General features: G+C 75.8%; 15 protein-coding genes and 1 pseudogene. 8 read left to right on the plus strand and 8 right to left on the minus strand.

Annotation, left to right across the window (positions count from 1 at the left end; all coding sequences use genetic code 11):
• Positions 1-114 precede the first annotated feature (114 nt).
• Positions 115-2421: an ATP-binding protein gene (locus ACI8AC_RS23950; protein ID WP_456900356.1), complete on the minus strand. Its 2307-nt coding sequence runs from the start codon at positions 2419-2421 to the stop codon at positions 115-117.
• Between the two features lie 102 nt (positions 2422-2523).
• Between ACI8AC_RS23950 and ACI8AC_RS23955 the strand changes: the two genes are divergently transcribed.
• The 6 genes and pseudogenes from ACI8AC_RS23955 to ACI8AC_RS23980 all read left to right on the plus strand — a co-directional run bounded on the left by ACI8AC_RS23955 (position 2524) and on the right by ACI8AC_RS23980 (position 10736).
• Complete coding sequence (locus tag ACI8AC_RS23955) at positions 2524-2841, plus strand: hypothetical protein (RefSeq protein WP_456900357.1); 318 nt, start codon at positions 2524-2526, stop codon at positions 2839-2841.
• A gap of 13 nt (positions 2842-2854) precedes the next feature.
• The gene (locus ACI8AC_RS23960) at positions 2855-3754 is read left to right on the plus strand and encodes a CPBP family intramembrane glutamic endopeptidase (RefSeq protein ID WP_456900358.1); all 900 of its coding nucleotides are present in this window, start codon (positions 2855-2857) and stop codon (positions 3752-3754) included.
• Positions 3755-3903: 149 nt separating this feature from the next.
• Positions 3904-5124 (plus strand): FAD-dependent oxidoreductase, encoded by a 1221-nt coding sequence (locus ACI8AC_RS23965; protein ID WP_456900359.1) that lies wholly within the window; start codon positions 3904-3906, stop codon positions 5122-5124.
• Positions 5125-5567: 443 nt separating this feature from the next.
• Positions 5568-7342 (plus strand): annotated as a pseudogene (locus ACI8AC_RS23970) (FAD-dependent monooxygenase).
• Between the two features lie 289 nt (positions 7343-7631).
• Positions 7632-10163 (plus strand): ATP-binding protein, encoded by a 2532-nt coding sequence (locus ACI8AC_RS23975; protein WP_456900360.1) that lies wholly within the window; start codon positions 7632-7634, stop codon positions 10161-10163.
• A 126-nt stretch (positions 10164-10289) separates the two neighbouring features.
• Positions 10290-10736 (plus strand): hypothetical protein, encoded by a 447-nt coding sequence (locus ACI8AC_RS23980; protein ID WP_456900361.1) that lies wholly within the window; start codon positions 10290-10292, stop codon positions 10734-10736.
• A gap of 124 nt (positions 10737-10860) precedes the next feature.
• Here the strand turns inward: ACI8AC_RS23980 and ACI8AC_RS23985 are convergent, their stop codons facing one another.
• The 5 genes from ACI8AC_RS23985 to ACI8AC_RS24005 form a co-directional block, all read right to left on the minus strand.
• Complete coding sequence (locus tag ACI8AC_RS23985) at positions 10861-11271, minus strand: DUF3291 domain-containing protein (protein WP_456900362.1); 411 nt, start codon at positions 11269-11271, stop codon at positions 10861-10863.
• A 1-nt stretch (position 11272) separates the two neighbouring features.
• Entirely contained in the window at positions 11273-11968 is a 696-nt protein-coding gene (locus ACI8AC_RS23990; protein ID WP_456900363.1) for a hemerythrin domain-containing protein, read from the minus strand.
• Between the two features lie 102 nt (positions 11969-12070).
• A complete protein-coding gene (locus tag ACI8AC_RS23995) occupies positions 12071-14869 on the minus strand; it encodes an AAA family ATPase (RefSeq protein ID WP_456900364.1) in 2799 nt (932 codons plus the stop codon).
• Positions 14870-15056: 187 nt separating this feature from the next.
• Positions 15057-16787 (minus strand): PHA/PHB synthase family protein, encoded by a 1731-nt coding sequence (locus tag ACI8AC_RS24000; protein WP_456900365.1) that lies wholly within the window; start codon positions 16785-16787, stop codon positions 15057-15059.
• Between the two features lie 319 nt (positions 16788-17106).
• A complete protein-coding gene (locus ACI8AC_RS24005) occupies positions 17107-18267 on the minus strand; it encodes a glycosyltransferase (RefSeq protein ID WP_456900366.1) in 1161 nt (386 codons plus the stop codon).
• Between the two features lie 250 nt (positions 18268-18517).
• Here ACI8AC_RS24005 and ACI8AC_RS24010 point away from each other — a divergent pair, with 250 nt between their 5' ends.
• Entirely contained in the window at positions 18518-18832 is a 315-nt protein-coding gene (locus ACI8AC_RS24010; RefSeq protein WP_456900367.1) for a hypothetical protein, read from the plus strand.
• Positions 18833-18925: 93 nt separating this feature from the next.
• On the opposite strand, the gene ACI8AC_RS24015 is transcribed toward ACI8AC_RS24010, so the two are convergent.
• Both ACI8AC_RS24015 and ACI8AC_RS24020 read right to left on the minus strand, forming a co-directional pair.
• Complete coding sequence (locus tag ACI8AC_RS24015; protein ID WP_456900368.1) at positions 18926-19129, minus strand: zinc-ribbon domain-containing protein; 204 nt, start codon at positions 19127-19129, stop codon at positions 18926-18928.
• A 57-nt stretch (positions 19130-19186) separates the two neighbouring features.
• The gene (locus tag ACI8AC_RS24020) at positions 19187-19369 is read right to left on the minus strand and encodes a PspC domain-containing protein (protein ID WP_456900369.1); all 183 of its coding nucleotides are present in this window, start codon (positions 19367-19369) and stop codon (positions 19187-19189) included.
• Positions 19370-19766: 397 nt separating this feature from the next.
• Here ACI8AC_RS24020 and ACI8AC_RS24025 point away from each other — a divergent pair, with 397 nt between their 5' ends.
• Positions 19767-21728 (plus strand): BCCT family transporter, encoded by a 1962-nt coding sequence (locus ACI8AC_RS24025; protein ID WP_456900370.1) that lies wholly within the window; start codon positions 19767-19769, stop codon positions 21726-21728.
• Positions 21729-21867: the final 139 nt, after the last annotated feature.

Genomic DNA, 21867 nt, shown 5'->3' on the forward strand with positions numbered 1-21867 from the left:
GGGGGGGGGCCCCCCCCCCCCCCCCCCCCCCCCGCCCCCAGGGCCGTTGCCGGCGGGCTCCGCGCGGGAGTGCTGCAGCTGCCCGCAGCGCTCGCGCGCGACGGCGACCCGGCCTCAGCGGGCCGGTGGCCGGACCGCCGCCCAGGCGGCGATCTCCGCGCGGGAGCGGACACCGAGCCGTACGAGGATCTGCTCGACGTGGGATTCCGCGGTGCGCGGTGAGATGACCAGCCGGGCGGCGATCTGCCGGTCGGTCAGCCCCTGTGCCACCAGGTCGGCGACCTCGCACTGGCGGGGCGTCAGCGGCTCGGCCGGCTGGTCGGGGGCGGCGGCCGGGCCGGAGCCGGGCCGCTCGCCGAGCGCGAGGGCGACCGCCCGCGGCCGGTCCAGCGCCCGGCCCTCCCGCGACCGCGCCGACCACCGCGCTTCGCCGAGAGCGCCTCGGACGGCGGCGGTGTACGTCCGCCCCAGCGCGGCCACCGGTGCCGGCGGGTCGGCCGGGATGGACTGCCAGACCGCCTCGGTGGCGCCGAGGAGGCGGGCGGCGTGCTCGTCCTGGCCGAGCTCGGCGGCCGACCAGCCGAGCGCCGCCACGCACAGCGCGACCCCGCTGCGGTCGTCCACCTCGCGCACGAGGCGCAGCGCCTCGGCCTCCAGCCGCGCCGCCTCCTCGGGGCGGCCGGTCCGCAGCCGGACCAGGCCGAGGCCCCAGAGCGCGTGCGAGCGGGTCCACGGGTCGCCGCCAGCGCCCAGCGCCAGGCTCTCCTCCAGGGCCTCGGCCGCCGCCTCGGGATCTCCCCGCAGCAGCGCGGCGATCCCGAGGTCGGCCGTGGGGAACGCGGCGTAGCGGGGGTCGAGCCGCCGGTGGCGGTCGGCCGCGTCGGCCAGCAGCCGCTCGGCGGCGGTCAGGTCGCCCCGGAACAGCGCCGCCTGCCCGAGGTACTCGGTGGCGAAGGCGGCCTCGAACTCCTGACCGGCGGTGACGGCGCCCGCCAACGCCTCCTCGAGCAGCGGCAGCGCCGTGTCCGGGTCGGTGGCCCCCAGCGCCAGGAACCCCGCCGTGGCGAGACCGCGCACGCGCGCCGGGGACTCCCACGGGCAGGCCTGCAGCAGCAGGTCCAGCCACCGCCGTCCCTCGCCGAGGTGGCCGCGCGCCTCCCAGTACAGCCACAGGTCGGCGGCCAGGGCGAGCCCGGCGGCCTCCTCGCCCGGCGTCGCCAGGCACCAGGCCAGCGCCGCGGCCAGCTCGGCGTGCTCGGCGGCGAGCCGGTCGAAGGCGACCACCTGGTCCGGGGTGACGTACCTGCGGGCGGCGTCGGCCGCCAGGGCCGCGCACCGGTCCCGGTGTCGGGCACGGACGGCTCGGGCCTCCGTCGAGTCCTCGAGCAGCTCGCGGCCGAAGGCGCGGACGGTCTCCAGCATGCGGAAGCGGTGGCCGGCGGGCCCGCGGACGACGTCGAGCAGCGAGGCGTCGACCAGCCGCGTGATCCCGTCGAGGACCGCCGGCGCCGGCAGGGCGGCGTCCGCGCAGACGGTCTCGGCGGCCGCGAGGTCGAACTCCCCCGCGAACACCGCCACCCGCCGCCACAGCACGCGGTCGGCGGGGGCGAGGAGGTCGTGGCTCCACCCCACGGTCGCCCGCAGGGTGCGCTGCCGCTCCGGGACGGCGGTCCCGCTGCGGCCCAGCAGCCGGAACCGGTCGTCGAGGTGGGCGAGGAGGTCGGCGGGGGTGAGGGTCCGCAGCCGGACGGCGGCCAGCTCGATCGCCAGCGGGATCCCGTCGAGGCGGCGGCAGAGTTCCCCGAGGACGGCGGCGTCCGCACCGCGCAGCGCCTGCCCGGCCGCCGCGGCACCGGCCCGCTGCTCGAGCAGGGCGACCGCCTCGTGGCGGGCGCCGTCGCCGGGCTCGCCGGGCGCGGGCACGCCGAGGGGCGGCACCGGCAGCAGGGCCTCCCCGCCCACGTCGAGGGGCAGCCGGCTGGTAGCGATCACCCGCAGCCCCGGGCAGGCGCCGAGCAGCCCGTCGACGAGGACGGCGGAGGCGTCGCGCAGGTGCTCGCAGTTGTCGAGGACCAGGAGCAGCTGCCGGTCGCCCAGGACCTCGGCGAGGCCCGCACCCAGCCACCGGCCCGACACGTCCCGGACGTCCAGGGCCGCGGCCACCTGCTGGACGACCAGCGCCGGGTCGTCGACGGCGGTGAGGTCGGCCAGGGCGGCACCTCCCGGGAAGGAGCGGCGCAGGTCCGCGGCGGCACGCAGCGCCAGGCGGGTCTTACCGACGCCGCCGGGCCCCACCAGCGTGACGAGCCGGGCCTCGGTCAGCAGGTGGCGCAGCTCCGCGAGCTCGCGCCGGCGGCCCACGAAGGAGCTGCGCTCGGCCGGGAGGCGGAACCCGGTGCCCGCGGCGGGCGGTCCGGACATGACGGGGACGGTAGCGATCCGGTACGGCTCCCGGGCGCTACCCGTACCTCCCTCCGGGGAATGCCCGATGTCCTCCCGCGCCCCCGGCGACACGGTGGCGGGGTGAGCGCGCACGCCGACGGCACCGCACCCGCCCTGTTCCTCGTGGAGCTGCGGGCGGGCGCCGGCGGGGCCTCCGACGTCCGCGGCATGTGCCGGGCGCTGCGACACGCCGTCTCCCGGCTGCGGAACGCGGGGATCGACGTCCGGTGGTGCGGCGCGCTCCACCTGCCCGACCAGGCCCGCTGCCTGTGCCTGGTCGAGGCCGAGCACCGTGCGTCCGTCGTCCTCGCCCGTGACACCGCCGGGCTCCCGGCGGGGTCCGTCGTGCCGGCGGTCTGCGTCGGCGCCCCTGTTCTGCACCCGGCCAAGCACTCCTGAGAGAGGTCCCGCCATGTCCGCTCCGCAGACCCGCTCCGGCACCGCGGCCGCGTATCCCCGGCGAGGGGACCCGGCCGGCGGTCTCCGCGGCTGGGCGGCCCGCCGGCCGCTGACCGCGTTCCTCGCCCTGGCCTTCACCTTCGGCGGGCCGGTCATGTCCCTGGCGGCCCTCACCGACCACGGCGTGCTGCCCGACGGGGGGCTCCCGGGCGAGATCTGGATCTTCGCCACCCTGGTGCTGGTGATGATGCCGGCCGCGCTCTGGGTCACCTCGGTGACCGATGGCCGCGCCGGGGTGCGCGCGCTGCTCGGTCGCACGTTCCGCTGGCGGGTCAGCCCGCTCTGGTGGGCCGTCGTGCTGTTCGCGATCCCGCTGGCCACGCTGGCGCTGGGCGTGGCGAGCGGCCGGTCGCTGCAGACCTCGGACCTCCTCGGCGTCCTGGGCGACGAGATCCTCGCGCTGGTCGTCGCCCTGGTGCTGGCCAACCTGTGGGAGGAGACGGTCTGGGCCGGGTTCCTGCAGACCCGGCTGGAGGAGCGGCACGGTCTGGTCCGAGCGGCCGCGCTCACCGCCGTGCCGTTCGCCGCGATCCACCTGCCGCTGCAGTTCGTCGGCGACTTCTCCGCGGCCTCGGTGGCCTTCGGGGTGGGGCTGCTGCTGGCGGTCAGCGTGCTGTTCCGGCTCATGGTCGGCGTGGTGCTCCGGGCGGCCGCCGACAGCGTGCTGGCCGTCGCGGTGCTGCACGCGGTGTGGAACACCTCGAACAACGAGGACGGCCTCGTCGACCGGCTGCTCTCCGGTGGCCAGCCGACCGTGTTCGCCGTGGCCGCGGTGGCGCTGCTGACCGCGTCCGTGGCGCTCGCCGTCCGGCCGCGGCTGACCAGGGACGCCCGGCCCGGTGCCGCCCGCTGAGGCCCACGCCTCCGACCCGCCCCCGTCACCTCCCGGGACCCGGTCCCGGGAGGTGACGGGGGACGACCAGCCCACCGGATCTCACGGCAAGAGGTTCGCCGCGCGAGGACCGGTGGACCGTCAACCGGGACAGCGCCAAGGTGAGCTGCATGCGCATGGCGGCGACGACGTGCTGCGTGGTCGGCGGTGGGCCGGCGGGGATGACGGCCGGCCTGCTGCTGGCCCGCGCGGGCGTGGACGTGACGGTCCTGGAGAAGCACGAGGACTTCTTCCGCGACTTCCGGGGCGACACGATCCACCCGGCCACGCTGCGGGTCCTCGCGGAGCTGGACCTCGCCGAGGAGTTCCTCGCCCTGCCGCACACCCGGATGCCGCGCGTGACCATGGAGACCGCATCCGGTCCCGTGACGATCGCCGAGTTCACCCGGCTCCGGCCGTACGGGTTCATCGCCTTCGTGCCGCAGTGGGACTTCCTCGACTTCCTGCACGACCAGGCGAAGGCCCACCCGACCTTCCGCCTCCTCCGGCGGGCCGAGGTCACCGGCCTGGTCCTCGACGCGGGGCGGGTCGCCGGTGTGCGGGCCGAGACAGCGGACGGGCCGCTCGAGGTCCGCGCCGACCTGGTCCTCGCCGCCGACGGGCGCGACTCCGTGGTCCGCCGGCGGGCGGAGCTGGAGGTGGTCGCGACGTCACCACCGATCGACGTCCTGTGGTTCCGGCTAGCCCGGACGGGCGACGAGGAGGTCCCCTTCTTCAGGAGCGAGGGCGACAGCGTCCTGATCTCCATCAACCGGGACGCGTACTGGCAGCTCGCGTACGTCATCCCGCACCAGGGTTTCGACCGCGTGCGGCAGCGCGGGCTGCCGGCGTTCCGGGCGGCGGTCGCCGCCCTGGTGCCGGGGTTCGCCGACCGGCTGGAGGACCTGGTCGACTGGGAGCAGGTCAAGCTGCTCAGCGTGCGGGTGGACCGGCTGCGCACGTGGTACCGCCCCGGCCTGCTGTGCATCGGGGACGCGGCGCACGCGATGTCGCCCGCGGGAGGCGTCGGCATCAACCTCGCCATCCAGGACGCCGTCGCCGCCGCCAACGTCCTGGTGCCCGCCTTCCGCGCCGGCGGTCCGACGACCGGTGACCTGCGCAGCGTCCAGCGGCGGAGGGAGGCGGCCACCCGCCTGACGCAGGCCTTCCAGATCAGGGTGGTCGGCAACCTCTACCCCCGGTCGGGTCCGGCCGGCCCGGGCCGACCGGACCCGCTCCCCGTCCGCCTGATCCGCAGGCTGCCCGCGCTGCGGTACCTGACCGGCCGGTTCATCGGCATGGGCCTCCGTCCGGAGCGCGTGCGGACCCCGGCGGCCACGCCGCGCCCGTGACCCGTGACGTCCGCGCGGTGCGGGCGCCATCTCCTCGCCCCTGCTCGTGAGCGCTGGGGCGTCCCCGCCCGGCGGGGACGTCGGCTCGGCCGAGGCCGGGCCGGCGAGCGACCAGGGATCGGCCCGTGGCGCCTCGCCCCGTGATCACGGCCGCGCGGGCTCCCGGGCCCCGCGCAGCTCCGGTTCCCGGGCCAGCAGCGGGCGCCGCGGCCACCGCGCCCGGCCCGGGCCGGGGTGCCAGACGGCAGGTCGGGTGCGACGGGCGCGTGGCCCCGTTGCGACCCGTGTGGCCGCGGCGTGCTTTGCGCCGCACTCCCCGGCCACGTACCGGGTCGGGTCACGGCGCTGCCGAGGTGCCCCTGCCTGCGCGCGAGCCGGCCGGGCGCGTCCACGGCTCGGGAGGTCGATGACCGGTGAGCACGAGCGACACCGACGTCCTCATCGTGGGGGCGGGGCCGACCGGCCTGACGCTGGCGTGCGAGTTGCGGCGGCGGGGGATCGACTGCCGGTTGGTCGAGAAGGCCGCCGAGGCGCACCACCGGTCGCGCGGCAAGGGGCTCCAGCCCCGGAGCCTCGAGATCTTCGACGACCTGGGGATCGCCGAGGCCGCGCTGGAGCGGGGACGGCGGGACAACGACCTCCGTCTGTACGTCGGAGGCCGGCTGACCGCGGAGGTACGGGTGCCGGCGCGGCCGCCGGCTCCGGGCGTTCCGTACCCCGATCTCCTGATCATCCCGCAGTGGTGCACCGAGCAGGTGCTGCGCGAACGGCTGGAGTCCCTGGGCGGCAGGGTCGAGCTCGGCCGCGAGGTGTCCGCGGTCGAGCAGGACGTCGAGGGCGTGACAGCGACGGTGGTCCCGGCGCAGGGGGCAGGAGCGGCCGAACGCGTCCGGGCGCGCTACGTGGTCGCCTGCGAGGGGGGCACAGCGCCGTCCGGGACCTGGTGGGGCTGCGCATGGTCGGCGCCGCGAAGGCCCAGCACCTCGTCCTCGGCGACGTGCGCATCGACGGACTCGAGCCAGGGGTCTCGCACGCCTGGTTCGACGGGAGGAACTACCTGGCCGCTGACCCGCTGACCGGTGCGGGCGTCTGGCAGGTGCAGGCGAGCGTCGACGTCGCTCCCGACGGCGGCGTCGAGCCCGCGTCGCTGGAGCTGTTCCAGCGGCTGCTCGCCGAGCGCGGGCTGCCGTCCGTCCACCTGCACGACGCGACGTGGCTGTCGAACTTCTCACCCCGGGTGGCCATGGTGGACCGCTACCGGGTGGGACGGGTCTTCGTCGCGGGGGACGCGGCCCACGTGCACAGCCCGGCCGGGGGGCAGGGCATGAACACCGGGATCCAGGACGCCTGCAACCTCGGCTGGAAGGTCGCGCTCGTGCTCGGGGGGAAGGCGTCGGACCGGTTGCTCGACACCTACGAGCAGGAGCGACTCCCGGTTGCCCGCTCGGTGCTGCGCGGCAGCGACGTGGGCCACGGCGTCGTGTTCTCGGCCCACCCGCTGATGCGCGTGCTGCGCGAGAGGGTGCTCGCACCGCTCCTCCAGGTGGGTGCCGTCCAGCGGGTGATCCTGGATCGAGCGGCGGAGCTGGGGGTGGGATATCGCCATGGCCCCCTGGCGCAGGACCACGAGGCCCCCTTCCCGCTGTGGAGGACACCGGCAGTGGGCGGGCACCAGGACGTGACCCTGCTCGGGTGGCTGCGGTTCAGCCGGGGCCCGCACGGTGGCGACCGGGCGCCGGACGCCCGCGGCCAGGATGCGGGTGGTGAGCCGGTTCGGTTGTTCGATCACCTCCGGGGGCCGCACTGGTCCTTGCTGCTCTTCCCGGGGATGCACGCGGAGCCGCCGGAGTGGGAGCGGTTGGACGGGCTGGGGCGGCGAGTGCAGGCGCTCGGGGACGGCGAGGTGCGGCGCTGCCTGGTGTTGCCGCCGGGGGCGCCGCCGGGTGACGTCTCCGACGAACACGTCCCCCACGACGTCGACGGGGAGGCGCACCGCCTCTACGGGGCGCAGGACGGCGCCGTCCACCTCGTCCGGCCGGACGGCTACGTCGGTCATCGAGCCCAGCCGGCCGAGGACCGGAGCCTCCTCGGCTACCTCGGCGTCGTGTACCGCGGTCATGCCACGCGGGCACTCGGCGCCGACGAGGCGATCCGGTCCTCGTCACCGCATGCGGCTGCCCCCGGGACGGGGAGCAGCGGCGCGTCGGCCCGAGGCTGACCGCGACCCCACCGGTGTCCCGGTCATCGCGGAACGGCGCCGACGGCCTGACCCGGCGGCCGCACGGCGAGGGCTCCCTGCCCTCGTCGTCGGCGCCGGCGCCGGCGCCGGCGCCGGGCAGCGTGGAGGAGGCGGCGACAGCCGGTCGAGCTCCCGCCCGGCAGCCCGGGCGCGGGGTGCGCCACCGCCCCGGGACCGGGAGGGCCGAGCGCGTCCACGGGGTGGCCTGCACCGCTAGCGTGGGCTCGCCAGAGCCGAGTTCCCGTCCGGCCGTGTTGCGAGGACTGCCGTGTCCATCCGGACCCCGGACCAGCGCCTCCGGGTCTTCGTCAGCTCCACGATGCAGGAGCTGGCCGCCGAGCGGGTGGCCGTGCGCGCTGCCGTCGAGCGGCTGCGGCTGACCCCGGTGCTCTTCGAGCTCGGGGCGCGGCCGCATCCCCCGCGGGAGCTGTACCTCGCGTACCTGGAGCAGAGCCACGTGTTCGTCGCCCTCTACTGGCAGCAGTACGGGTGGGTGGCGCCAGGTCAGGGGCTCTCCGGTCTGGAGGACGAGTACCTGGCGGCGGAGGGCAAGCCGAAGCTGGTCTACCTGAAGACGCCGGCTCCTGATCGGGATCCGCGGCTGTCCGCGATGATCGACCGGATCCGGTCGGACGGCCTGTCCTACCGCAGCTTCGCGACGGCGGACGAACTCACCGCGCTGGTGGCCGACGACCTCGCCGTCCTGCTCAGCGAGCGGTTCGACGCCCCGGAGCCGCCCGCGGAGGGCGAGCCCGCCGTGACCTGGCAGCTACCCGCTCCGGTCAGCTCGCTCATCGGCCGGCAGCGCGAGGTCGCCCGGCTCCGGGAGTTGCTGACCGAGCCGGCCACCCGGCTGGTGACGCTCGTCGGGCCGGGCGGCATCGGGAAGACGCGGCTGGCGATGCACGTCGCCGGGGAGGTCCGGGGCGCGTTCCCCGACGGGGTGGCGGCCGTGCCCCTCGACGCGGTGCGGTCACCGGACCGCGTGGCCGGCACGGTGGCGACGGCACTCGGCCTGGTGGAGGAGGGCGGCCGGTCCCCACGACGAGCCCTGGCGGCGTTCCTCGGACCGCGGCGCGTGCTGCTGGTGCTCGACAACCTCGAGCAGGTGGTCGGAGCGGCACCGCTGATCACGGAGCTCCTGTCGGCAGCCGGAGGGCTCACCGTGCTGGCCACCAGCCGAGAGGTCCTCCACCTCACGGGCGAGCACGTGCTCGTCGTGCCTGCGTTGCAGACGGCCGGTCCCGGTGCACCGATCCGGGCCGCCGTCGCGAGCGAGGCGGTGCGGCTGTTCCTGGACCGGGCACGGGCCGCCCGCGCCGACCTGGACCTGGACGGGCCGCAGCTGCAGGCCGTGGTCGACATCTGCCGGCGACTGGACGGGTTGCCGCTGGCGATCGAGCTGGCAGCAGCGCGGGTGCGGCTGCTGGAGCCGGCGGAGATGCTGCGGCGGCTGGACTCGCGCCTCGCCGTCCTGACCGGCGGGCCCCGGGACCTCCCGGAGCGCCAACGCACGATCCGGCGGACGCTGGAGTGGAGCCACGACCTGCTCGACGACGACGAGAAGGTGGTGTTCGCCCGGCTGGCCGTCTTCGTCGGGGGCTTCTCCTTGGCGGCCGCGGAGTCGGTGTGCGGGGACCGGCGGGTACCCGACCCGGTCGCCGCGGTGGGGTCCCTCGTGGACAAGAGCCTCGTCCGTCCGGAGCACACCGCCCCGGGTGGGCCACGGCTGGCCATGCTGGACACCGTGCGCGAGTTCGCGCTGGAACGGCTGGTGGCCGGCGGGGAGGCCGAGCGGATCCACGCGGCGCACGCCGCGTTCTTCCGCGCCCTCGCGTCCCGGATCGAGCCCACGGACCGGGAACCCCTGGGTGCATCGTCGGCCGGCTACCTGGCGGACGCCGCGAACTTCGACGCGGCCATGCGCACGCTGCTGGACCGGGACCGGGCAGCGGCGGCCGGACTGGCCCGCAGCCTGTGGCAGTTCTGGTGGGTGCACGGTCTCTTCAGCCGGGGGATCGGCTGGATGGACGAGCTGCTGGCGCACGGGTCGGAGCTGCCCGACCCCGTGCGGGCCGATGCGTTCCTGGTCCTCGGGATGCTCGCCTTCGGTCAGGGTGACGGTGGTCGGGCGCGGCCGGCCCTGCAGACGGCGGCCGAGCTGTACCGGGGGCTCGGTGATCGTCGTTCCTCCGCCCTCGCGCAGATCCCCCTGGGCCTCCTCGTGGCGGGCACCGACCCCGGTGCCGGCGAGGAGATGCTCGCGTCGGCCGTGGCCGCCTTCCGGCAGCTCGACGAGCCGTGGGGCCTGGCCTTCGCCCTGCTCTCCCTCGGCGGGGCGGCGCTGTTCCGGGACGAGCCGGACGAGGCTGTGCCGCTGCTCGAGGAGAGCGTCGCCCTGGCCCGTCGGAGCGGGACGGAGGTCTTCCTCGGCAACGCCCTGGTGAACCTCGGCCTCGCTCGCACCGCGCGCGGGGATCTCGACGGCGCGGCACAGGTCCTCCGCGAGGCGCTCGGGCACGGCCGCGCCACGGGCAGCCGGGAGACCGTCGCCCGGGCGCTCGACGGGCTCGCGAGCGTCGCGCTGGCCTCGGCCGACCCGGACGGTGCTGCCCGTCTCACCGGCGCGGCCGACGGCATCCGCCGGTCGATCGCGGCTGCCGTCTTCCCCACGGACCGGCCGGTCCGGGCACGCACACGAGCCGCCCTGGACGACCGGTGGGGCGAGGCGGGCAGCGCCGCCCGCATCGAGGCGGAGGCCGGCCGTCCCCTGGCGGACCTGCTCACCACCGACTGGTGACAGCGGGCGGAGCACGTCGTCCGCCCGCACCCCACCCGGTCAGGCAATTTCGCCGGTACGGATCCGTCCGGATCAGGCCTACCGTCCGCTCGTCCATCGGCCGAGTTCCATGCGCGGAGGTGTCCCATGAGCCCGCAGTCCCGTCGGGTGGCCGGGGTGCTCCTGATCGTCATGCCCACGGTGGTCATCGGTGGCGTGAGCGTCCTGACCCTGCTGGTGAGCGATGCCGGGTACACCGAGAACCCGCTGCGCCAGGACCTGTGGCGAGCCGGTCACGCCCACGCCGGCGTGCTGCTGATCCTCTCCCTGGTCGCGCTCCGCTACGTCGACGAGACCAGCCTCGCGGAGCGCACGCGGTGGTTCGTCCGACTCGCGTTCCCCGCCGCTGCGATCCTGCTCCCGGTCGCCTACTTCCTCTCGGTGCTGAGCCCGGACGCCACCGAGCCCAACCCTCTGGTCAACCTGGCCTACGTGGGAGCGGTGGTCCTGGTGGCGGGCATGCTGACCCTCGGCGTGGGCCTGGTGCGGCACAGGTCCGGAGCCGAGGCCGAGGAACCGGCGACGGTGCGCTGACGGCCGCCGCCGCTGACGGCCGCCGCCACCCACCGCCTGTCGGTCGGTGGCGGCGGGCTTCGGACGACGGTGAGTGCCCGGTGGTGCTCGGGAGCCGTGGCGGCGTGCGTCCGCGTCCCGCGGTTCACCGCCTCCGGGGGCCGGTCGCCGCCGCGCCGGCCAGGCGGGCGGTGGCGTCGTCCCACGAGATCGGCAGCTCGCTACCGGGCACCGTCCAGCTGACGAAGCGCGTGGCGCCCATGTGCGGACGGAGCTTGCCCATCACCGCCCGGTGCGGCAGCTCCCGGACGAAGGCACCCAGCGCCTCGTGGTCCTCCCAGGCCGACAGCGTCCAGAAGGTCTTGGCCAACGGCTGCGCGCGCAGGCTGTAGCCGACCAGCCCGGGGGTCCGCTCCAGTTGGCGGACGACCGAGACGGTGAGTCCCGTGAACCACGGGACCCGCGTGATCGAGCGCAGGGGGAGGCGGCTGGCCAGGACGACGTAGTCGGTCGCGGGCTCCGGGGTGGCGGCGCTGCGCCACGGGGTGGTGGGCATGTCAGGCCTCCGGCCGGGGTGCTGCGGGGGGAGACGGGAGCTGGAGCGGTCGGGAGATCCGCAGGTAGCGAGGGCGCAGCCACAGGCGGTAGAGCAGCCGCAGCAGGAGTGGTTGCGCGGCCAGCGTGCGGGCGCGCTCCTCGGGGGTGGCGTGGTCGAGGACCCACGGACCGGCGAACACCACGGCGCGGGCGCCCACCACCTTCCAGGCCGCCTTGCCCAGCTCGGCGAACTCCTCCGCGGTGAAGGCCCGCCGGTAGCGGGAGAACGCGACGTCCTCCTCGTGGCGGGTGTGCGTGTCGATGATCTCCCGCAGCGCCTCGGCCGCGAGGACGGCTTCTGCGGCCTCCCGCTCCCAGGCCGGACCGCCGGCCGCCGATGCCAGCCCACCGAGGCTCTCGCGCGCGACGGTGAGGCGGTCGGCCAGGATCCGGTGCTGCGCCTCCAGCTCGCCGTCGGCCTGGGCGAAGGACGGGTCCCGCTCCAGCAGCGCGGGGTAGACCACCGCCTCCTCGGCGGTGTGGTGGTCGTGGATCGCTCCCTCGTACCGGGCGTACCAGGCGGCCACTGCCTCCAGCCGCTCGCCGTCGGACGGCTGGGCGGCCGCGACGAGCCGGGCCAGGCGCTCGGCGTCGGTCCGCATGGCACGGTGCTCCAGGTAGCTGGGGCGCAGGTCGGGTTCGAGTTGGGTGGTCATCGCGACCCCTTGCAGCGGCTCGATCGGTGCGGACCGACGCTAGGGGTGCGGGGCGCGGAGACGCACCGGCGAAAATGCCGGGATCCGCGGCCAGGGCCGACCTCAGTCCAGCCGGTGTGCCGCGAGCTCCGCCCGTGAGCTGATGCCCAGCTTGGTGAAGACGTTCCGGAGGTGGAAGTCGACCGTGCGCGGGCTCAGGAACAGCTGCGCAGCCACGGCACGCGTGGGCAACCCGGTGGCCACGAACCGCGCCACCTGGAGCTCCTGGGGGGTGAGGCGCTGCAACGCGGACGGGTCGCGCCGGTGGCTGGTCTCGCCGCAGGCCCGCAGTTCCGACCGGGCCCGCTCGGCCCAGGGCGCTGCGCCCAGGTCCTCGAAGACGTCGAGGGCCGCCGCCAGGTGAGCGCGCGCCTGGGCGCGCCGGCGCGAGCGGCGCAGGAGTTCTCCGTAGGCCAGGAGCGTGCGCCCGCGATCGAAGGGACGGCGGGAGCCCTCGTGCCGGCGCAGCGCCTCGTCGAAGTGCTCGGCGGCGACCGCGCCCTCGGACAGCACGGCTCGGCAGTGTGCCGCCATGGCCTCGGCCCAGCACGAGCGGGTGGCCGCGGCGAACGCCTCGGCGTCCGCCAACCACCGCTGGGCGCGGTCGCGGTGGTCCGCCTGGGCGGCGGCCTGCACGCGGTCCGCCGTCGCCATCGCGGCCACCACCGGGTGATCGAGGCCGTCGACGAGCACGAACGCCGAGACCGGCCGCGCCGCGGCGAGCTTCTCCGTGGCCCCCGCCCACCGGATGATCTGCAGCATGGGCTGCCGGTACACCCCCAGGGGGTGCCTCTCGGCCAGAGCACCGGCCCGGGCGGCGTAGCGGTGGGACCCGTCGAGGTCGCCCCGCAGGGAGCTCAGCAGCGTGAGCCAGGCGAGCGGCAGCGCGGACAGCTCGGGGTCGCCCATGCTGTCGGCCAGGCGCAGCGCCTCGGACGCTCCTGCGGCCGCTGCCGTCCAGTGGCCGTGCAGGAGCTCGGCGTGGATCAGCCGGGGAAGGGCGAACAGCAGGTCCGCGGCCGCGCCGTCCGCCCGCGCCCGTGCCGCCTCCCTGGTGGTCAGCCGCAGCGCAGCGTCGTCGTCCGCGATGTAGTGCGCGTCCTGGGCCGCCGCCGCGAGCAGGTCCTTGTCCCCGAGCCGCTCGGCGGCCGCCACCGCCCCCGCGATCAGCGGGACGGCCTCGTGCGGCCGTCCCTCGTGGAAGGCGAGGAAGCCGGCGAGCAGATCGGCCTGCAGCCGGTCACGGCCGTCCCGCGCGGGAGCGAGGTCGGTCATGGCCCGTCTGATCTCGACGCCCACGCCCATGCCCACGCCGACGCCCACGCCGACGCCCACGCCCTCGTCCGGGGACAGCCACGCCGACTCCGCGGCGGCGGCCAGCATGGAACGGGCCCGTGAGCTGTCCCTCGAGGCCACGGCGCCGGCGGCGTCGACGAGGATGTGGTGCGCCGTCGCAGGGCAGCCGATGGTGAACTCGAGCCACCCGCGGAGCCGGTCGACGTCCGTCCGGAGGATGACGTCCGAGGCCAGCGGTCGGGCGATGAGGAGCAGCTGGGCCGCTTCCCTGAGGTGCCCGGCGTTCCAGGCGTTCCCGGCGGCCGAGACCAGGCGGCGGCAGCGGCTGCGGCCGTCGGAGCTGAGGTCGGCGGCCCGGACGAGCGCGGCCGTGGCGGCCTCGAACCCGCCCCGGTCGCAGGCCCTGGCCGCCGCCCGCTCGAGGTCCGCGGCGACCGCCTCCTCCGGCTCCAGCGCAGCCGCCGCCGCATGCCAGGCCCGGCGGTCGGCATCCCCGACCGCCCCCGCCGCCCGGGCCAGCGCCCGGTGCACCTCCCGTCGCCGGAGAGTGGTGGCGGCCTGGTACACGACCGAACGGATCAGCGGGTGGCGGAAGCCGATGACCCCCTCCCGGACGGCGATCAGCCCGCTGGTCTCTGCGGCCTCGAGCGCGCCGTCGGGAAGGCCCAGCATGCGCGCGGCCGTCGTCAGCCGGGCCAGGTCCCCGCTGTCCTCGGCCGCGACGAGGAGCAGCAGCGAACGTGCGTCGTCCGGCAGGCGCTGGACACGGTCCGCGAAGACGTGCTGCACGTCGCTCGGCAGGGGGAGGGGGGACGGCAGCGGGGCCAGACCCGCCAGCTGCTCCGCAGTCAGGACCGACGGGAGCTCGCTGAGCACGAGGGGATTGCCCTCGGTCCAGTGCACGAGCTGCTCGCAGACCCCGGGGTCCACGTGGGTCGCGGTCCGCTCCGCCAGCAGGGCGGCGGCCGCGTCGACGTCCAGACCGCCGATCTGCAGCTCCGGCAGATCGGCGGCGGGCAGGGAGCGGGGGTCCGGGTCCCGGACCGCGAGGAGCACGGCGATCGGGTCGGCGCCCAGCCGACGGGCGACGAACAGCAGCGCGCTGGCCGACGCGTGGTCGAGCCAGTGCGCGTCGTCCACGAGGCAGACGACCGGCGACTGCTCGGCCGCCGAGCCCAGCAGACCCAGGGCCGCCAGCGCGACGAGGAACCGCTCGGAGGGTCCGGCATCCGTCGGTCCGTCCTCGAGTCCGAGCGCCGTGGCCAGTGCCCGTCGCTGAGGGGCGGCCAGCAACGGCAGGCGGTCGAGCACCGGGTGCAGGAGCTGGTGCAGCCCCGCGAAGGGCAGCTCCGCCTCGGACTCCACCCCGCGCGCCCGGAGCACCCGGAGGTCCTTGGCACCCTCCACCGCCAGCTCCAGCAGGGTCGACTTGCCCACCCCGGCCGGCCCGCGCACGACGAGGACGCCGCTGCGGCCGTGACGGGGCGCGGCCAACACGGAGGCGATGACCGCCTGCTCCGTTCGTCGGCCGTGCACCGGCATGCGACGCAGGAGTGACCCCGTCACCTCTACGAGCGTGGCATCAACCGGCACCACGGGGAACCGTATTCGCTGTCACCGACGTGGATGCGATCCGCGTCGCCGTGCGCCCGGCCACCCCGCCGGCCCGAAGCGCCGCGACGCACAGCGCGACGTCGCGGGACGGCGGTCCCGCTGCGGCCCGGCCCACGGGCCCGGGGCGACCGGTGGGGGGTCAGGCCGGGACGCGGTCGCGCACGTAGGAGCCGGGGGCGGGCTCCAGCGGCGGGTGCGCGGCACTGCCGAGCGAGTCCGGTGCGGGCACCTCCTCCCCGGACTTCTCGATGGCCCACTCCGCCCAGCGTTCCCACCAGCTGCCGGTGTGCCGCTCGGCCGCCGCGCGCCAGGCGTTCGGGTCCGGCCCGGGTTCCCCACCGGTCCAGTAGTGCGCCTTCGGGTTGCCGGGCGGGTTGACCAGGCTCTGGATGTGGCCGCTGTAGCTGAGCACGAAGGTGCTCGGGCCGGAGAGCAGCTGGGTCGTCCGGTAGCAGCCGTCCCACGGGGTCAGGTGGTCGGTCAGCGCTCCGGTGACGAACGTGGGGACGGTGATCCGGCTGAGGTGCACCGGGGTGTCCAGCACCCGGAGCGCGCCCGGCCGGGCCAGCGCGTTGCCGCCGAAGATGTCCAGGAACTGCTCGTGCAGCCGGGCCGGCAGGTTGGTGCCGTCGGCGTTCCAGGCCAGGATGTCGAACGCGGGCGGGTCCTCGCCCATGAGCCACTGGTTGACCACGTAGTTGAAGACCAGGTCGTCCGGGCGCATCCAGGTGAACACCGTTCCCATGTCGCGGGCGCTGATCACCCCGCGCCGGCGGCTGTTGCGGCGGGCGAGCTCGAGCAGCCGTGGTCCGGAGAAGGCGCCGAGCGGCGCACGGCTGGAGAAGTCGAGCAGGGTGACCGCGTACGCGGCGGCGGAGACCCGGTCGTCGCCGGCGGCGGCCAGGTGGTTGAGCGCGGTGGTCATGATCTGGCCGCCGGCGCAGAAGCCCATGGTGACCGCGTCGGGGGAGCCCGTGACCTCCCGGGCGACGTCGACGGCCCGGAGGACGCTGCCGGAGTAGGTGTCCAGGTCCCACTCGGACTGCTCCCGGGTCGGGTTGCGCCAGCTGATCATGAAGACCTGCAGGCCCCGGGACACGGCGTACTCGACGAGGCTGCGCCCCGGGCGGAGGTCCAGGAAGTAGAAGCGCCCGATGGGGGGCGGGACGATCACCAGGGGACGCCGCCGGACCCGCGGCGTCGAGGCGGCGTACTGGATCACCTCGACGACCTCGTCGCGGTACACGACCGACCCGGGGGTGATCCCGAGGTCCTCGCCCACGGTGAAGGCGCTGCGGTCGACCTGCGTGGGCAGGCCGCCGTTGCGGACCACGTCGTGCAGCATGTTCCGCGTGCCGCGGAGCAGGCTGCGGCCGGCGGTGTCGAAGGCGCGCTTGAGGGCCGCCGGGTTGCCGAGCAGCGTGTTGGTGGGGGCCATGGCGCTGGTCACCGCGGTGAGGACGAACCGCGCCTGCTCGACCTCGCGCCAATCGGCTCCGCCGGCCTCGTGGTCGGCGAGCAGCCGGTCCAGTGACCCGGCGACCGCGAGGTAGGACTGCAGCAGGCGCCGGTAGCCCGGGTGCAGGGTCCAGGCCGGGTCGGTGAACCGCTTGTCCCCGGGCCTCGGCGCGATCCCGTCGGTGCCGCGCAGGATCCTGACGGTGTCACGGGCGAGGTGCGCGACCTCCCGGGCGACCGGGCGCGGCTGGGTGAGGGTGGCGACGACGCCGCGGACCATGCCCCTCGGGGTCGGCAGGCCCACGGGTTCGGCGCTCTCCACCGAGGCCAGCGCCTCGGACTCGGTCTGCGGGACGGCTCTGACCGCGCCGGTACGGCGGCCCGGGCGCTGGTGCGGGGTCGTGGTCGTCACCGGGGTCCCCCTTGTGACTGAGGTCACGTCGGGGTCGACGGTAGCCGCTGGACCGCTCCGGCGACACCGGCCGGGCGCCGGGACCGGTGGACCTCCTCGCGTCCGTGGACCGGCGCCACGCCTCGTCCTGAGCCGGTGGGCGGCAGGTCGCCACCCCGGTCGTCATGTGGTGGCACCGGCTGCTGGTGGCGGGTGCGGAGGCCCTGCCACCCGGGTGGCCCTCGTGGGTGGTGGTCGGCGGCACGCGATCGGGCAGCGAGGGACGGGTGAACGCGCATCGGCGGCGGCCCCGGCGTCACCACCACGTGCTCGACCGTGGTCAGCTGCAGGATGCGAGTGCACGGAGGGCCGGGACCGTCTCGGCGGGGCTGGGCATCCGGTCGACGTCCTCTCGCACGCGGTGCGCTCGCTCGCTGTAGCGAGGTTCGCGCAACAGCGTCCGGGCCCGATCGGCCACGGTGTCGGCGGTGACCTCGTGGGGCGGCAGCGCCAGCCCGGCCCCGGCGGCGTGCACGTTGGCAGCATTGAGGGCCTGGTCCGGCAGGGCCTGCGGCAGGACCAGCTGCGGTAGGCCGCGGGCCAGGCATGCGAGCGTGGTGCCGCTGCCACCGTGGTGCACGACCAGGCCGACGTGCTCGAGCACGGCCGCCTGCGGGAGGAAGCGCGTCACCTGGACGTGCTCGGGCAGCGGCCGTAGCGCGCCAGGGTCTCCCTCGGGGCCGGTGGCCACCAGGACGTCGACGTCCAGCGCGGCCAGCCCCCGGGCCGCCTCGCGCAGGACGGGCAGGGCGACGAAGGGCACGGTCCCGAGGGTCAGGTAGACCAGTGGGCGGGAGCGGGAGGCGAGGACCCAGGCCGGCATCGGCACCTCGGGGTCGCTCCAGGGCACCGGCCGCATCGGGATGGCCGGGATCGGGAGCTCGGCGGGGCCGGTGCGCAGGGCGGGCGGGTAGGTGTCGAGGTACCGGATCCCGAGGACGGCTGGTCCCTCGGGAGGAGCGGTGCCGGGGACCGGCCAGTTCTCGCGCAGTGTGTCGGCCAGTCGTTCCTGCACGGCGCCGGGCAGTGGGCCGAGACCGTGCCGGACGACGGGAACCGCGGTGACGGCGCCGGCGACGGCTGCCCCGAGGTCGGCGTCCTCGTAGATCACCAGATCGGGACGCAGGCGGGCCACGACGTCGAGCAGCCGGGGAGCCGTGGTGGCCGGCAGCAGCTCGGCGAACAGCGCGTTGCCCAGGCGCCACCGCTCGGCCGGCGGTAGCTCCGCGAGCTCCGGCCGGGTCCGGATCAGCTCCCGTCGCCCACCGGCGACATCGCAGGGGACCTCCTCCACCCGCCAGCCCGCGGCCCGCAGCGGGGCGGCCACCGGGTCGGCCGTCGCCAGCACGACGTCCTCGCCGGCCGCACGCAGCGCGGCCGCCAGCGGCATCAGCGGGTAGAGGTGGCCGAAGGCCGGGAGCGCGGCGACGAGGACCCGCACCCGGAGGACGGTAGCGCCGGCGCCGGCCCTCCGGCACCCGTCACGGACGTCCCGTCCCGGAGCGCCCGGTGGACGGGCCCACCCCTCGTGCGTGGAGCACCCGGCTGCCCGCCTCGCGGTCGTCGAGCGGGTGGCGCGATCCCCGTGGAGGCGCGGTGCCGCCGGGTGCGGCACCGTGGGGTCGGGGCGGGGCGCTCCTCGAGGGCGGGGCAGCCCCGCGGTGCGGCGGCTCGCGCGTACGGAGGATGCGATGACGGATCACCAGCCTGTGGAGCCCGACGCGATCCTCGACGGGAACGGGACGGCGATCGCGTCCCGCCACGCGCGGGGCGGCAGAGCGCCGGAACCAGCCGGGCGGCCGGTCCCGGCGCTGGTGCGGCTGGCCGGCGCCAGGCCGGTCCTCGCCGCATCGGCGTTCGCGCTGACCGCGGTCGCGGCCGCGAAGGTGGCGCAGGTGGCGGGTCGGATGGCGTGGCAGGCCGCGGTCGGCGGGGCGCAGCGGCAGCCGCTTCCCGGCCAGGTCGAGATCACCTGGACCCGGATCGAGATCCGCGTGCTGCGGTGATCCCCTAGGGCGCACGGGAGCGTGCGGTGGGAGCCGGACGCCGGCGCCCGTGCCGCGGCAGGAGCGGGAGCGGTCACCGGCCGGGGGTCGGGCTCAGACCTCGACGGCGGTGCCGCAGATGCCGCAGACCTCGAGCCGCCGGCGTCCCCACCGGGCGATCGGCACGAAGAACACCGTGAACTGCTCGTACCGGCGGATGCGCCTCCACTGCGAGGTGTTGCCGCAGCGCGGGCAGGTGCGGACCTCTCCGGGGCCCACGTCCCGCTGCTCGGTGCCGAAGCCGAAGAGCAAGAACACGCCGCCACCCTAGGCAGCGGACCCGTCCGGGGCGGGTTCACGGCCCGCCGGGGACGGTCACGGCCCCTTGGGGATGAGGATCCACAGCACGATGTAGACGATCTCGCCCACCCCGAAGAGGCCGAACAGCACGAAGCCGACGCGCACCAGCGTGCGGGAGAGGCCGAACCGGTCGGCCAGCGCGGCGCAGACACCGGCGATGACGCGCTGCGAACGGGAACGGACCAGTTGTCCTGCCATGCGACCGTCCTACCCGCTCCCGGGCGGTGGCAACGCCGGGTCGCCGTTCGTCCCCGGGCGCGCAGCCGCAAGGGCGGCGCCGCCGATCCGGCCGAGGTCACGGGTCGGGTCCGCCGGTCCGGCTCGGGAGGCCTTCTCCTCGGGTATCCGAACTCCCGCGCGGACGTCGAGGTGACGGCGGGCCGGCGTGGTCCCGGCCGGGCGGCCGCCGTCCGCGGGAGGGCGGGCGGCCATCCGGAGGAGCCGGTGTGCCCGGTTCGTTCCATCGACGTGACAGGAGGTCCCGCCGGAGCGGCACTGTGTGAAGAATCACGTCGGACCCTTGTTCACCACCGCGCCCTCTGGTTCCCTCATGCGAAGCCGGTCTCGGATGACGCAACAGAGATAGGGGAGTGTCATGGAGCAACCGCACAGCGAGGAAGGCTCGGCCTCCCGCCGGCCGAACCGGTCGGAGACCGCCGGCGCCCATCCGGCGCCCGTCGGTGGCGCGGGGGAGGAGCCCACCCACGTCGACGCCAGGGACGTGACCGTGACCGGGACCCACCCGGCCATCGCGGAGCCGCCACCCTGCGTCGCCGACCGGCACTGGGCCGTGGACCGGGTCCTGTTCGCGGTCGCCGCCGTCATGGCACTGGGCTTCGTGGTCTGGGGCTTCGCCACCCCCACGGGCCTGGGCACCGTGAGCGGCTCGGTGCTCGGCTGGGTCACCGGGAACCTGGGCTGGCTGTTCGTGCTGCTGGCGTCGGCGTTCGTGGTCTTCGTGATCTGGCTGGCGGCCGGCAAGTACGGACGGATCCCGCTGGGCCGGGACGGCGAGCGCCCGGAGTTCCGCACCATCTCCTGGATCGCGATGATGTTCAGCGCCGGCATGGGCATCGGGCTGATGTTCTTCGGCGTCGCCGAGCCGCTCTCGCACTACGTCGCCCCGCCCCCGCTCACGACCGAGGCCGAGACGTCCCAGGCGATCGAGACGGCGATGGCCACGACGCTGTTCCACTGGACGCTGCACCCGTGGGCGATGTACGCCGTCGTGGGGCTGGCCATCGCCTACGGCACCTTCCGGCGGGGACGCCGCCAGCTGATCAGTTCCGCCTTCGTCCCCCTGCTCGGCGAGCGGCGGGCCGCCGGCCCGGCCGGACGGGTCATCGACGTCCTGGCCATCTTCGCGACGCTGTTCGGGTCGGCGGCCTCGCTCGGCCTCGGCGCCCTGCAGATCGGCAGCGGGCTGGAGCTCCTCGGCTGGGCCGGGGACCTCGGCAACGGCCTCCTGGTCGCGGTCATCGCCGTGCTGACCGCCGCCTTCGTCGCCTCGGCCGTCTCCGGCATCGCCCGCGGGATCCAGTGGCTGGCCAACACCAACATGGTCCTGGCCCTGATCCTCGCGGTGTTCGTGTTCGTCGCCGGCCCGACCATCTTCATCCTCAACCTGATCCCCGACGCGGTCGGCAGCTACTTCTCCGACCTCGGCGACATGGCCGCGCGCACGGAGGCCACCGGCGGCGATCCGATGGCCGCCTGGCTGCGCGGTTGGACCGTCTTCTACTGGGCCTGGTGGATCAGCTGGACGCCGTTCGTCGGGCTGTTCATCGCCCGCATCAGCCGGGGCCGCACCATCCGCCAGTTCGTCACCGGCGTGCTCCTGGTGCCCAGCCTGGTCAGCCTCCTGTGGTTCGCCGTCTTCGGCGGTGCCGGCATCGCCACCCAGCGCGCCGGCGTCGACGTCGCCGGCCAGGGCACGACCGAGGGGCAGCTGTTCGCCGTCCTCGAGCAGTACCCGCTGGCCACCGCCGCGACCGTGCTGGTCATGGTCCTGGTGGCGATCTTCTTCGTCTCCGGTGCGGACGCCGCCTCGATCGTCATGGGGTCGCTCTCGCAGCGCGGCACCCTGGAGCCGAGCCGCTCGGTCGTCGTGTTCTGGGGCGTGGTGATGGGCTCCGTCGCCGCCATCATGCTGCTCCTCGGCGAGGACGGCGCCGCCCTGGCGGGGCTGCAGAACCTGACGATCATCGCGGCCCTGCCCTTCGCCCTGGTGATGGCAGCCATGGCGGTCAGCCTGGTCAAGGACCTCCGGCGCGATCCGGTCGTGCTGCGGGGCAGCTACGCCACGGTGGCGATCGAGCAGGCCGTCGTCGACGGCATCACCCGCCACGGCGACGACTTCGTCCTCGTCGTGGAGAAGACCCCGAGCGCGGCACCGGCCGCCGCGGCCGCGCCGGAGCGGCCGTCCCCGGAGGTGGGTGGCCCGCCGTCGGTCAGCCCCAACGGGAACTTCGTCGCGCCGGAGGGGACCGCGGCCGTCCCTCCGCAGGGTCAGCCCAGGGCAGAGGCCCTCGGCCGTCCGCGGGACCCGCGCGACTGAGGCCCCCGGCCGGCAGGACAGGAGCCTCCCGGGCCCCGCGGGGGCCCCCCCCCCCCCCGGGGCGGGGGGGGGGGGGGGGCCCCGGGGGGTCTCCGGCCCCGCCCCCGGGCGGCCCGCCCCCCCCGGATGCCGGGGCCGG

The organism is Geodermatophilus sp. SYSU D00758 (genome assembly GCF_054049955.1).